Genomic DNA, 12,652 nt, shown 5'->3' with positions numbered 1-12,652 from the left:
TGGCGGACTTTTTCGACAGCCTGCAAGGCAGAGGAGCATTGACGCAGGAAGATGCCACAAAGATCTGCAGGGACCTTGGCCTTGCCCTGGTCTACCGTCAGCCCGCGCGCTCCGAAGCGGGTGGGGATGGATCATATGTTGCTGTTCGTGACCATCACCCTGACGCTGGTCGGCCTTGTGATGGTCTTCAGCGCGAGTGCTGTGGTGGCGGGCAATCGATTCCACGACTCCTGGTACTACCTGAAGCGGCAACTGGCATGGCTGGCGTTTGGTTTGGTGCTTCTGCATGCGGCGTCCCGGGTCGATTACATATGGTGGAAGCGTCTTGCGCCTCCTCTCCTCGGTCTCATCATCGTGTTGCTGGTGGTTGTCCTTATTCCATCGATCGGTGTTGCCGCCAATGGGGCCCGGCGTTGGTTACGGCTGGGGTTTATTTCGATTCAGCCGGCCGAGGTGGCGAAGTTGATCGCGGTGAGCTATCTGGCCGTGTACCTCGCAAAAAACGAAGATCGACTTCAACATTTCTCAACAGGGCTGCTGCCGGTGCTGCTCATAATTGGGGTCATCAGTGGGTTGGTTCTCATGGAACCAGATTTGGGGACCATTGTGGTGCTCGGATTGGTGACGGCTGGCATGTTGTTCCTCGGTGGAGCAAGGGTCACCCATCTTCTCAGTCTCGTGCCGGTTGCTTTGGTTGGGGTGGCGGTGTTGATATGGTCATCACCCTATCGCTGGCAACGATTCATCGCATTTTTCTATCCGGAGCAGGATCCGACCGGAACGGGGTTCCAGATCAACCAATCATTTCTCGCATTCGGCAGCGGGGGACTTTTCGGCGTCGGATTGGGGGAAGGCAAGCAGAAACTGTTCTTTCTCCCGGAAGCGCATACCGATTTTGTGCTGGCACTCGTCGGCGAAGAGCTGGGGTTCCTTGGAACGGGGATCATCGTTCTGTTCTTTGCACTCTTCGTGATCCGGGGATTTCAGATCTCCACCAGAGCTCGAATTCCGTTCGGTCGCTATCTGGGAATCGGCATTACGACGCTCATCGGTATACAGGCGCTGATCAACGCCTGTGTCGTGACGGGATTGTTGCCGACCAAAGGCCTCACACTGCCGTTCGTCAGTTATGGCGGATCTTCCTTGGTAATCAGCCTGATCGGAGTAGGGATTTTGTTGAACATTTCGCGGGATCGTCAGGCTGGACGAGAAGAGACGAGACGGCAAAGCGGACGTGGGTGGGCGAGTCGACGATGACGATTGTGATTGCCGCGGGTGGGACCGGTGGGCATCTCTATCCGGCCGTCGCGCTGGCTCGAGAATTTCTGCGCCGCGATCCTTCCACAAACATTCTCTTTGTGGGGACGGTGCGCGGGGTCGAGTCCAAGGTGCTCGCTCATGAGGGATTCGAATTAGCGTTGATCACCGCGAAGCCAGTCATGGGTAAGGGACTGCTGGATGTCGTAAAGGGAGTGCTTTCTGTGCCTATCGGGATCCGGCAATCACTGGACATTTTGAAGCGGCGGCGGGCTGATTTAGTCATCGGAGTAGGTGGCTATACGAGTCCGACCATGTTGGTAGCTGCCGCCTTGAAAGGAATTGCCCGCGTGATTTTGGAGCCAAATGCCCATCCAGGACTGGCCAACAAAGTCGTCGCTTCATTTGCTCAGAGGATTTTTTTGGCCTTTGAGTCGGCCGGGATTTTCTTTGACCAACGAAAGGTTCGCCTCGTCGGGACACCGATCCGACAGGAGTTCTTGGTGCAACCAACCGACAACGCGTCAACCAAGCAGGATGGCCGGCACGTGTTGATTTTCGGCGGGAGCCAAGGAGCCAGGGCCATCAATACCGCGGTCCTGGAAGGGTTACCTCTACTGAACCAACGTCTTCCCAGCCTGACCATCACGCATCAAACCGGAGAGGGAGATTTTGAACGAGTCAGAGATGTGTACCGATCGCTGGGTATCCAAGCCAAGGTCGTCGCTTTTCTCTACGAGATGCCCGCCGTTCTTCGGACGGCCGATCTGGTGGTGGCTCGCGCCGGTGCGATGACCATCGCCGAACTGACGGCCTGTGGGAAAGCCGCGATTCTGATTCCTCTGCCGACGGCTATCTATGATCATCAGATGAAGAACGCGCGAGCGATGGAAGCGGCGGGAGGTGCCATTGTTCTTCCGCAGGCAGAACTTACCGGAGGGAAGCTGGGCGAACTGATCGAAGCTGTTTTATCGAATCCGCAGCGACTGGAGACGATGCAACGGAAGAGTTTGGAGATGAGGCGAATCGATGCCGGTGAAGTGATCGTCGATGAATGTTATGCGCTGATGGGAGTGATACATGACATCAACCAGCCTGCGAGAGCGACCGGAGGTTAAGGTTGTTGGGGAACGGGGGATTCGATCACAGACTTCTGCGGGACGACAAAGGCTAAACCGTATGACGCTCTTTCGCAAGACACAACAGATTCATCTCGTCGGCATCGGCGGGGCCGGTATGAGCGGCATCGCAGAAGTCCTCCTCACGATGGGATACAAAGTGACCGGTTCCGATTTGCACGCTTCGGAGACGACGAAGCGACTGGAAGAACTCGGTGGAAAAGTGTTCATCGGTCATCAGGAGTCCAATGTGGGGGAGGCTCAAGTTGTGGTCATTTCTTCCGCCGTGGCGGTGAGTAACCCCGAAGTTGTAGCCGCGAAGGCGAAGCAGATTCCGGTGATTCCGCGGGCAGAGATGTTGGCGGAACTGATGCGGCTGAAGTTTGGGGTGGCTATAGCCGGCGCTCATGGAAAAACCACCACAACATCAATGGTCGCGAACGTGTTGGCGCAGGGTGGTCTTGACCCCACGATGGTCATTGGAGGCAAGGTCAACGCCTTGGGCAGTCACGCCAGGCTTGGACGAGGCGACTTGCTTGTGGCCGAGGCAGACGAAAGCGATGGATCGTTTCTTCGGCTCTCCCCGACCATCGTGGCGGTGACCAATCTGGACCGCGAGCACCTTGACCACTACGGGTCGATGGAACGCATCAACGAAAGCTTCTTGGAGTTCATCAACAAAATCCCCTTTTATGGGTTGGCGGTGCTGTGCGCCGATGACGATCATCTGACCGCACTGTTCCCTCGCTTGGTCAAACGATATCACACCTACGGGCTTCGCGATCGGGACGGGGTGGCACCGGATTTCAAGGCGACCGACGTCAGCCTGAGACAATGGGGTGCCGAGTTCAGGACGTATTTTCGTGGAAAGAATCTTGGCCCCTTCCGATTGGCCGTGCCGGGCATCCACAACGTTTCAAATGCGTTGGTTGCCATTGCCATCGGTTTCGAGTTGGAGATTCCTGTAGATCTGATTCGCAAAGGGCTGGCGGCCTTCACGGGAGTCGAGCGGCGGTTTCATTTGCGAGGCGAAGCCGGTGGCATCATGGTGGTCGACGACTATGGCCACCATCCCACCGAGGTGAAAGCGACCCTCGTTGCCGCCAAGCAGGGCTGGGACCGCCGATTAGTAGTTCTTTTTCAGCCGCATCGATACAGCCGGACGAGGGATTGTATCGGAGAGTTCGCGCATGCCTTTGATGATGCCGACCTGCTGTTCACGACGGAAATTTATCCGGCTGGTGAATCGCCGATCCCGGGAGTTTCTGGAGCCGTCCTCGCTGAAACAATCAAGTCGGCAGGCCATCCATCGGTGAGCTTTATCGAGCGCAAGGAAATGCTGCCGGATCAGGTACTCCCCCATCTAAGATCGGGCGATCTCGTCCTCACACTGGGCGCGGGTGATATCTGGAAGGCTGGAACCGGGATTCTTTCCCGGCTTGAGTCTGCTTGATGGCTTATGAAGCCGCGAGTGCAAACGGATGGAACGAAGGTACGACCGTTGCGAGTACAACACAGATTGGAATCTGCCGTGGCGGGCGTTCGCGGGCTGGTTCGCTTCGATGCACCGCTTAAAGAGTACACATCGTTCCACATCGGTGGTCCGGCCGATGTGTTGGTGGAACCGGCCGATGTCGAGGATATTGTCCGTCTTGCAAAGCAGACGCGCGCACAGAAACTTCCGATCTTTGTATTGGGTGGCACCAACGTCCTCGTTCGTGACAAAGGAATTCGAGGTGTGGTGGTCAATCTGGCAAAATTACGCGCGATCAAAGCAGAACCGGGAGCCGTGTTGTATGCAGAAGGCGGCGTCGGCATGCCGACGCTGATCGGCCAGGCTATCCGTCGGTCTTTGGCCGGATTGGAGTGGGCGGCTGGTATTCCCGGCACTGTCGCAGGCTGTGTCGTGATGAATGCAGGGACCAGACTCGGTGAAATGAAGGACGCGGTGAAAGCCGTCCGGATCGTATCGCCAAAAGGTGCACTGATTGACTGCCCGGCAGAGGCAATCGAATTTCGATATCGTCGGGCGACGTTGCCGCCGGGTGTTGTCGTCGGAGTATGGCTGCAGTTGAGGGCGGGAGTGCGGGCGGACATCGAAAAGGTTGTGAAGGACTATCTCCATTACCGTCGTGATACGCAGCCGCTTGCGCTACCGAGCGCCGGCTGTGTGTTCAAGAATCCACTGAATGATTCGGCTGGACGAGTCGTCGAAGCGGCAGGACTCAAAGGAACATCGGTCGGTGATGCACAGGTTTCAACCAAGCATGCCAATTTTATCGTGAATCAAGGGCATGCCAGCGCCGCCGACGTGCTTTCGTTGATCAGGAGGGTGCGCGCTCGAATCGCTCAACAGACGGGGATCAAATTGGAGCTGGAATTGAATATCGTGGGTGAAGCATAGCGAAAGGGGATGGTCGTGACGATGGGTCGACTGACACATGACCGGATCGGCGTGCTCATGGGAGGACGATCCTCGGAGCGGGAGATTTCGTTGAAGACCGGTCAGGCCGTCTATCAGGCGCTGATCCGTCGGGGATACGACGCGGTGACTATCGACGTCACCGATCGTTTGTACCGGGATTTGGAGGACCACAAAGTCGCCATCGCCTTTCTCTCGTTGCATGGACCGGGCGGTGAAGATGGAACGGTCCAGGGATTTCTCGAGACATTGGGAATTCCCTATACCGGCTCCGGCGTGCGCGCGAGTGCCGTGGGAATGCATAAGGCGGCCACAAAAATGATATTGGCCGCACATGGTATTCCGCTCCCGGTCGGAACCGTTGTGCGGGAATGCGACAGGCCGTCATTGGCGAAGGTCCTAAGGCAGGCAAAACTGACATTACCGATTGTCGTCAAACCGGTTTCACAGGGATCCACGATCGGCGTCTCCGTCTTGCGCCGAGCCGGCCAATGGGGGGAGGCTTTCGACCTAGCTCATCGCTATGATCCAGAGGTGATGGTGGAGAGTTATATTCCCGGACATGAAGCGACCGTGTCCATTCTGGGAACAGCGGCGAAAGGTCCGAAAGTACTTCCGGCCATTGAGATCGTGGCGCCCGATGGTTTTTATGACTACTCGGCAAAATACCAGAAGGGCAGGACTCGGTATCTCTGTCCCGCTCCGCTCCCTTCCAAGGTGACGCACCGCATCAATGAGTTAGCGAGACGAACCTACGAGGTATTGGGCTGCGAGGGAGCCGCTCGTGTAGATTTTCGCATCACTCCGAGAGGTCGCCCGTATGTGTTGGAAGTCAATACGGTTCCCGGCATGACGGAAACGAGTCTGCTGCCTATGGCCGCAGCTCAAGCGGGAATTGCGTATGACGACTTGGTCGAACACATTCTAAAGTCGGCGCTCGATCGCGCGAGTCGCTTTGCACGGGTAGTCCCAAAGGGGTGAGTGTCATGCGATTCTTTGGAAGAAAGCGACGACCTCGTCCAGCTGGGCCACGAAAGAATCAGTGGAAGGAGCCGCAAGGAGAGAGAGCAGTGAAGGAAGCCAGCCGGGCAACAATAGCCAGACGGAAAGCTCTTGTTCGAAGGGTCGGACTGGCGACCGGTACGGGGCTGATGGCATGGCTCGTCGTGATGGGCACGCGATATTCCGGTCCTGCTCTCCAATCGTTGTTGGAAATCAAGACGATCACAGTCGAAGGAGAGCACCACATCGATAAGCAGAAAGTGTTGGAGCTTGCAAAGGTGAAACCCGGTACAGGACTCCATCATATTGTGGCGAGAGTTATTAAGGAGCGGGTGGAATCTCATCCGTGGGTCAAAGAGGCCGAAGTGACCCGGGTTCCGTTTCATGAGTTACGCATATCCCTGGTCGAACGAATACCTGCCGCCGTCATCCGTGCAGATTCCCAAAACTTTCTGACTGATGTGGAGGGGCATGTGCTGACCAAGCTTGGTCAGACCGATGATGATGCCTTGCCTCTCGTGACGGGAATCGATTCCAAAGGCTTGTTGGAAGGAGCTGAATCGGTGAGACAGGTCATCGCGTCGGGTATCAAGCTTGCCAAATTGGTCGGGCAAACATTCGAAGGCCGGCTGCGAGTGAACGTGGAAAACCCGTCAAACCTTGTCGCACTTGTCCAGGGAATGCGATTCCAGTTCGGTGCAGAAGCGGTCGGAGAGCAGTGGGAACGATTCCGACGCGTCAAACCGACCCTCAAGACTCTGAACGTTGACGGTCATGGACGCAGAGCGAACGAAGTGGACCTCCGGTACGAAAATCGAATCGTCGTACGGGAAGGGGGGTGATTGCGGTGCCGAAGCGGGATCAAATTCTGGTCGGACTCGACATCGGAACCACGAAGATTTGTGCGATCGTGGCGGAGATCAACGACGCCGGAGGACTCAGCATTATCGGTGTCGGATCGTGTCCTTCCCGCGGCCTGCGGAAAGGAGTCGTCGTTGATATCGAAAGTACCGTCGAATCCATCAAGAAAGCGGTCGAAGAAGCGGAGTTGATGGCGGCCGTCCAGATCAACTCGGTCTACACGGGCATTGCGGGCAGTCACATTTCCGCAGAAAACTGTAAGGGTGTCGTGGCGCTGAAACGGGCTGAGGTGACACGCGAAGATATTCAACGGGCCATCGAAAGCGCGCGGACACTCGCCGTGATCCCCCACGAACGCCGGATTCTTCATGTGTTACCGCGAGAGTTTATGGTGGATGGGCAGGAAGGTGTGCGCGAGCCGTTGGGTCTGTCGGGTAATCGTTTGGAAGTCAACGTGCATGTCATCACCGGCGCCGTGACCTCCGCTCAGAACATCGTGAAGAGTGTGAATCGAGCCGGACTCGACGTTGTCGACATCATTCTCCAACCGCTGGCGTCCAGCGAGGCGGTGTTGAGTCAAGAGGAGCGCGACTTAGGCGTGGCGATGGTGGACTTGGGAGGAGGAACGACGGACCTGGCTATTTTTCTGGACGGCAGCATCCGTCACTCAGCGGTCCTTCCCATCGGCGGCCAAAACTTGACGAAGGATTTAGCCATCGGCCTCCTTACCTCGCAGACTGAGGCTGAGAAAATCAAAACTCAGTATGGTGTTGCGCGGACTGAGTTGGTGACCGGACATCAGATCGTCGAAGTGCCGTCGGTTGGGGATCGGCCGGCTCGAACATTTTCCAGGCGGGATATTGCCGAGATCTTGGAGCCGCGTGTCGATGAGATGTTCGAGCTTGTCCGGAGAGAAATTGTGCGCGCCGGCTATGAAGGGATGTTGGGTGCCGGCGTCGTGATTACCGGCGGCACGTCCTTATTGGACGGTATGCTCGATGCCGCCGAGAAGGTCTTGAACTTGCCGGCACGACGAGGCGTGCCTTCCGGTGTGGGAGGATTGCGCGATATTGTCGGCCATCCCAGTCATTCGACTGGGGTCGGTCTGTTGTTACACGGCCGGCGACATGTCGATGAACTGGAAACGGCCGGGCTTCGCAATGGGGGAACCTGGGCCAAAATGCGTGGGTGGACGAAACGGGTGTTGGAGGTCTTTTAACCTTTGAACCCTTGCGGGCGGCAGGTGGGTCGTCTTGCGAGGCGATGTGAGGAGGTGCCCCAATGTTCTCATTCCAAGAAGATCTACTGTCGCCGGTCCGCATCAAGGTGATTGGAATCGGCGGAGGCGGGTGTAATGCGATCAATACGATGATCACCTCCGGACTCGCGCGCGTCGATTTTATCGCGGGTAACACCGACCTACAGGCGCTTGATCGATCGCTGGCACCGTATAAGATCCAGCTCGGGCCGGAACGAACCCGCGGGTTGGGTGCGGGGGCAAAGCCCGAGATCGGGAGAGATGCCGCGCTTGAGAGTAAAGAGCACATCCGAGAATGTCTCGAAGGGGCCGACATGGTTTTCGTCACGGCCGGGATGGGGGGAGGGACCGGCACAGGAGCGGCACCCATCGTGGCCAGTATCGCCCGTGAAATGGGCATCCTTACGGTAGGCGTCGTCACGAAACCGTTTCAGTATGAAGGCCAACGGCGACAGAAGCATGCGGAAGAAGGAATCCGCGACTTGCGTCGGCATGTGGATACATTGCTCATCATTCCGAATCAGCGGCTCTTGGGGATCGTCGATAAATCGACTCCGCTTCTCGAAGCGTTCAAAGTCGCGGATGACGTGTTGCGGCAAGCGATCCAAGGCATCGCCGACGTCATTACGACCACGGGACATGTGAACGTCGATTTTGCCGATGTCCGTACCGTGATGTCACACACTGGACGAGCGGTCATGGGCATGGGCGTTTCCTATGGGCCGAATCGGGCGATCGAAGCCGCTCAGAAGGCCATGTGTAGTCCGCTCCTTGAGGAAGGAAGCGTCGAAGGGGCCCGCGGCGTCCTCCTGAATATTACGGGAGGCCCCAGCATGTCGCTGCACGAGATCGAGGAAGCCGCCTCCATCATCCAACAGACGGCAGATCCCGAAGCCAACATCATTGTCGGGCAGGTCATCAACCCAGACATGGGCGAGGAACTGATCATTACGGTGATCGCGACCGGGTTTGAACGAGAAGAGGACTCAGCGGCAGCCACGATCGGAGCTGATAGGGGAATGAGTCGGCCGGCCAAACCCGTCCCATCAGTGTTGGCAGGCATGGGCGCGTCACTGGCGGTAGATCGCCCGATGAAAGACCTCGATCGTCCCGCCTTTTTGCGGAGAATGAACGAGGTGCGGGAGTCGATGGATCGGGCGGTGTTGACTGCCGAAGATGAATGGGATGTGCCGACATTTCTTCGTAAACAAACTGACTGACCTCACGGATCTCTTTACGTGATGAGGTGTTGAGCCTGAATATGACAAGCGCATCAGTTATTACCGTGCCGGCGTTTGCGGATGCCGGGAGTCAGGTTTGCCATTTTTTCGGGACTCGTCGACATGCCATGGGTCTTGGTCTTGAAGTGGGAATCCCGCGGAGGGGGATCGCAGGCGCGGTATCGTCCTCATGGACGCTCTCAGTAAAGCAAGTCCATGGAACGGAAGCGCTGGTGGTGGACCGTGCCTTGGCTCCAACAGACCGATTTCTGGGAGGTTGGGATGCCTTGGTCACTGATCAACCTGGGATCATGGTGGCGGTGCGGACGGCAGATTGCGTGCCAATCCTGATGCATGATCCTAAACGCCGGGTCGTGGCCGCTGTCCATGCCGGCTGGCGGGGGGCTGTTGCCGGCATTATCCCCAAAACACTGGCCCTGTTGGAGTCTCGCTTTGGCTCGCGTCTGGAGCATGTACGGATCAGTATCGGCCCATCCGTTGGGGTTTGCTGTTACGAAGTGGATGAGCCCGTTCTCGACCGTCTGTGTCAGGGATTTCCGCGTTGGAACAAAGTGGTACGAACGAGAGGAGGCGGAAAAGCGCATCTTGATTTGAAATCGCTCGTCAAAGAACAGGCGCAACACCTCGGGGCGCCTCTGAAGTCCATCACGACCGTCAACCTCTGTACGATTTGCCATGAAGACCTCTTTTTTTCCTATCGGCGAGAGAGGAAAGTCAACGGCACCATGGTCAGTGCCATCGGGTTGTCGATGAGGCGAAGAGAAGATAAGTCAGACTCTGCCAATTCCGAGCTTCTTCCGCTAGAATAAGGACGGTCGCTGAATGAGCGGCCGCGACTCGTGAGAGAGGACGATGGAAGCGCTCAACCCGGAAGCGATAGCAAAAGGTGTTCGATCGGTTCTCACAAAAATTCGGTCGGCCGAAGAAAAAGCCGGACGTCCTGCCGGTACGGTGCGATTGGTGGCCGCGACGAAAACCGTGACGGTTGAACACATTGCCGAAGGTGTGCGTGCCGGCTTGTCCATCTTGGGTGAAAATCGTGTACAGGAAGCGCTTCCTAAAATAGCCGCCTTCACCCAGGCACCGGTTCATTGGCATTTTATCGGGCAGCTGCAACGAAGGAAGGTACGGTCCGTGATCGGTCTATTCGACCTGATTCAATCGGTGGATAGTTTAGACTTGGCGCAAGAAATCGATCGCCGTGCGGGAGAGGCTGGCCGTCAGCAGAATGTCTTGCTGGAGGTGAATATCGGGAGGGAACCGACAAAGGCAGGGTTTCAGCCCGATGACGTTGTGCGATCGATACCGATGATGGCGCAGCTTTCTCATACCTGTATCAAAGGCTTAATGACGATCCCTCCGCCGACTGCTGATCCGGACTCGGCCAGGCCGTATTTCCGCCAACTCCATGATCTTGCACGGCGGATTGCAGCACTCGACTTGCCGACCGTGAGGATGGATGAACTGTCGATGGGAATGTCGAACGATTATGAAGTCGCCATTGAGGAAGGGGCGACATTAGTCCGTGTCGGTACTGCCATCTTTGGAGCACGCCATGTCTAATCCCGCACTCACACACAGATAGAAGAGCCTCGATGTACTCCGTGATCTCTCGCCGAGCCTGCTCCCGTGTTTCATACCGCCGGTGGTGCACCAGCTCATTCTTGAGCGTTCCCCAGAAACTCTCCATCGGCGCGTTATCATAGCAGTTGCCCTTCCGACTCATAGACGGGGTCAGGCCGAACTGCCGCAATTGCGCTTGATAGTCCTGGGCACAATATTGAGAGCCGCGATCAGAATGATGAATGAGCCCCGGGGCCGGGCGCTTGGTGTCGAGAGCGTTCCTGAGCGCCCCCTGCACCAAGTCCGTCGTCATCCGCGCCCCCTCGCATGCCCAACCACCTCACATGTATACAGATCTTTGATCCCCGCCAGATACAACCACCCTTCTGCGGTGGGGATATACGTGATGTCGGTGACCCAGGTCTCGTTCGGGCGCGTGGCGACAAACGTTTGGGCCAAGACATTCTCCGCCACCGGCAGCGAGTGCTTTGAATCCGTCGTGGTCGTGAACCAGCGCACCTGTTTGCAACGTAGTCTCAGTTTCTTGCGTAGCCGTTTGATGCGTCCGACCCCAGCGGGGAACCCATCCTCACGCAATTCCGCTTGGAGACGTTCCGGCCCATAGGTCTGCCGGGTGCGCACATGCGCGGCCTGGATCGCCACTTCTAGGCGCGCGTTCTCCTGAGCGCGCTTCGAGGGACGGCGCGTGCGCCAGGCATAGTACCCACTTCGGGACACCTCCAGCACCCGACACAACACACTCAGGGGATACTGGGGCCGCAGCGTCCTCATGAGCGCGTACCGGGCAGCTGCGCCTTGGCAAAGTACGCGGTGGCTTTTTTTAAGATGTCGCGCTCCATCCGCGCCTCGGCCAGGTCGCGCTTCAGCCGAGAGACCTCGGCCTCCAGCTCTGTCACGGGCCGTCGGCTCTCCCCCAGCGTCGCGAGCTGACCGCGCCGGGCTCGACACACCCAGTTCTCGAGCGTCTTGCCCGACATGGCCAGGCGTCTTGCTACCTCTGGAATCGTCAACTTCTGTTCCAGGACCAGCTGCACCGCTTGCTCACGGAACTCCTTCGTATACTGCTGTCGCGGAACTCGTTCCATCTCACACCTCCAGACCTCAGATCATAGGTTGAAGGCGTCCACTTTTTCGAGCCTAGCACAAGGACACCCACCAGGCTGTGGGCGTGAGTCCGGGCCTGGTTCTGGGGGAAGAGCGGGCGCAGCCCCACGGCGTGTGTGTCGAGACGGAAACGGTCTTCGCCCTCGGTCAGCTGGCTCGCGGTCTTCCCCACGGTCTTGGGATCACGCGCAGTCCCGCGGCGGGCGTGGCCGCCGGGTTCACGCGCCCAGTGGGACCGGGCTTCGTTCTGTGTGATGGGGAGGGAGCGTCGGGCGTCTGTTCCGCCGCTGACCGCGTTGCCGGTGACCGTGAACCGGGCGGCAGCCCGGCTCAATAGCCGTCCGATCTGCCGCGCGACGTTCTGTGGGGCCCTGGCTCTGCCGAGTGCCCCCGGTTCGGCCAGTTTGCCCAGTGTGTGTTCCAGGCGGAGCACGCCGCGGGTGAGGCTGGCGTTCGCTGGCTCCGTTCTCCTGGCGGCCCGGCCCAGCTTCTTCCAGAGCAGCAAGCCCCGGTCGCCAGCGCCCACATGCCGCACCCGCTCGACACGCACCCCTGGGATGTTGCCCGTCGTCCCTGATGGGGGCCGAGTATTGACGGCTGCCCATGTCCGGGCAAGGGGGCGGACTGCACGACACGCCCTGGCCTGAGAGCAGGCCCTGAACTCAGGCTGCGTTCAGGACAGCAGAAGAGCAAGCGCGTCACTTTCCCACGGCAAACTGCGGAAGACGGGCTAAAGGTGAGAAGCGATCATAATAGCCGTGACTCGCAGCCAGGTGCAGTAACCTGCCCATAGAAACTGACCCCG

11 protein-coding genes and 1 pseudogene are annotated in these 12,652 nt (G+C 57.9%); 11 read left to right on the top strand and 1 reads right to left on the bottom strand.

Translation table 11 applies throughout. The features are described from left to right. Positions 1-51 precede the first annotated feature (51 nt). From ftsW to P0120_05490, 10 genes are all read left to right on the top strand, one after another. Positions 52-1,257, top strand: coding sequence for a putative lipid II flippase FtsW (ftsW, locus tag P0120_05535; protein ID MDF0673788.1), 1,206 nt, complete (start codon positions 52-54; stop codon positions 1,255-1,257). Continuing rightward, a complete protein-coding gene (gene murG / locus P0120_05530) occupies positions 1,254-2,375 on the top strand; it encodes an undecaprenyldiphospho-muramoylpentapeptide beta-N-acetylglucosaminyltransferase (protein MDF0673787.1) in 1,122 nt (373 codons plus the stop codon). The genes ftsW and murG overlap by 4 nt, the downstream gene beginning before the upstream one ends. Continuing rightward, the gene (murC, locus tag P0120_05525) at positions 2,338-3,828 is read left to right on the top strand and encodes a UDP-N-acetylmuramate--L-alanine ligase (GenBank protein MDF0673786.1); all 1,491 of its coding nucleotides are present in this window, start codon (positions 2,338-2,340) and stop codon (positions 3,826-3,828) included. Before murG ends, murC begins: the two co-directional genes overlap by 38 nt. 6 nt (positions 3,829-3,834) lie before the next feature. Further along, positions 3,835-4,779: a UDP-N-acetylmuramate dehydrogenase gene (gene murB, locus P0120_05520; GenBank protein MDF0673785.1), complete on the top strand. Its 945-nt coding sequence runs from the start codon at positions 3,835-3,837 to the stop codon at positions 4,777-4,779. A gap of 21 nt (positions 4,780-4,800) precedes the next feature. Continuing rightward, positions 4,801-5,778, top strand: coding sequence for a D-alanine--D-alanine ligase (locus tag P0120_05515; protein MDF0673784.1), 978 nt, complete (start codon positions 4,801-4,803; stop codon positions 5,776-5,778). An 89-nt stretch (positions 5,779-5,867) separates the two neighbouring features. Beyond that, complete coding sequence (locus tag P0120_05510; GenBank protein ID MDF0673783.1) at positions 5,868-6,641, top strand: FtsQ-type POTRA domain-containing protein; 774 nt, start codon at positions 5,868-5,870, stop codon at positions 6,639-6,641. Then, positions 6,638-7,879 (top strand): cell division protein FtsA, encoded by a 1,242-nt coding sequence (gene ftsA / locus P0120_05505; protein MDF0673782.1) that lies wholly within the window; start codon positions 6,638-6,640, stop codon positions 7,877-7,879. Before P0120_05510 ends, ftsA begins: the two co-directional genes overlap by 4 nt. Positions 7,880-7,941: 62 nt before the next feature. After that, a complete protein-coding gene (gene ftsZ, locus P0120_05500; protein MDF0673781.1) occupies positions 7,942-9,138 on the top strand; it encodes a cell division protein FtsZ in 1,197 nt (398 codons plus the stop codon). Positions 9,139-9,179: 41 nt separating this feature from the next. Then, the gene (gene pgeF / locus P0120_05495; protein MDF0673780.1) at positions 9,180-9,968 is read left to right on the top strand and encodes a peptidoglycan editing factor PgeF; all 789 of its coding nucleotides are present in this window, start codon (positions 9,180-9,182) and stop codon (positions 9,966-9,968) included. Between the two features lie 43 nt (positions 9,969-10,011). Beyond that, complete coding sequence (locus tag P0120_05490; protein ID MDF0673779.1) at positions 10,012-10,722, top strand: YggS family pyridoxal phosphate-dependent enzyme; 711 nt, start codon at positions 10,012-10,014, stop codon at positions 10,720-10,722. A 28-nt stretch (positions 10,723-10,750) separates the two neighbouring features. Here the strand turns inward: P0120_05490 and P0120_05485 are convergent. Continuing rightward, positions 10,751-11,828 (bottom strand): annotated as a pseudogene (locus P0120_05485) (IS3 family transposase). Positions 11,829-11,911: 83 nt separating this feature from the next. Between P0120_05485 and P0120_05480 the strand changes: the two are divergent. After that, positions 11,912-12,184, top strand: coding sequence for a hypothetical protein (locus tag P0120_05480; GenBank protein ID MDF0673778.1), 273 nt, complete (start codon positions 11,912-11,914; stop codon positions 12,182-12,184). Positions 12,185-12,652: the final 468 nt, after the last annotated feature.

This window comes from Nitrospira sp. (assembly GCA_029194675.1).
Taxonomy (GTDB): Bacteria; Nitrospirota; Nitrospiria; order Nitrospirales; family Nitrospiraceae; genus Nitrospira_D.
Note: the sequence above shows the minus strand (reverse complement) of the source record. Positions and strands in the feature narration are given on the sequence as shown.

What these genes read in the sequence shown, in the direction of transcription:
- P0120_05515 (MDF0673784.1), top strand. Translation starts at nt 4,801, where the DNA reads ATGGGTCGACTGACACATGACCGGATCGGCGTGCTCATGGGAGGACGA.
- ftsW (MDF0673788.1), top strand. Translation starts at nt 52, where the DNA reads ATGCCACAAAGATCTGCAGGGACCTTGGCCTTGCCCTGGTCTACCGTC.
- murG (MDF0673787.1), top strand. Translation starts at nt 1,254, where the DNA reads ATGACGATTGTGATTGCCGCGGGTGGGACCGGTGGGCATCTCTATCCG.
- P0120_05490 (MDF0673779.1), top strand. Translation starts at nt 10,012, where the DNA reads ATGGAAGCGCTCAACCCGGAAGCGATAGCAAAAGGTGTTCGATCGGTT.
- pgeF (MDF0673780.1), top strand. Translation starts at nt 9,180, where the DNA reads ATGACAAGCGCATCAGTTATTACCGTGCCGGCGTTTGCGGATGCCGGG.
- murC (MDF0673786.1), top strand. Translation starts at nt 2,338, where the DNA reads ATGACATCAACCAGCCTGCGAGAGCGACCGGAGGTTAAGGTTGTTGGG.
- ftsZ (MDF0673781.1), top strand. Translation starts at nt 7,942, where the DNA reads ATGTTCTCATTCCAAGAAGATCTACTGTCGCCGGTCCGCATCAAGGTG.
- murB (MDF0673785.1), top strand. Translation starts at nt 3,835, where the DNA reads ATGAAGCCGCGAGTGCAAACGGATGGAACGAAGGTACGACCGTTGCGA.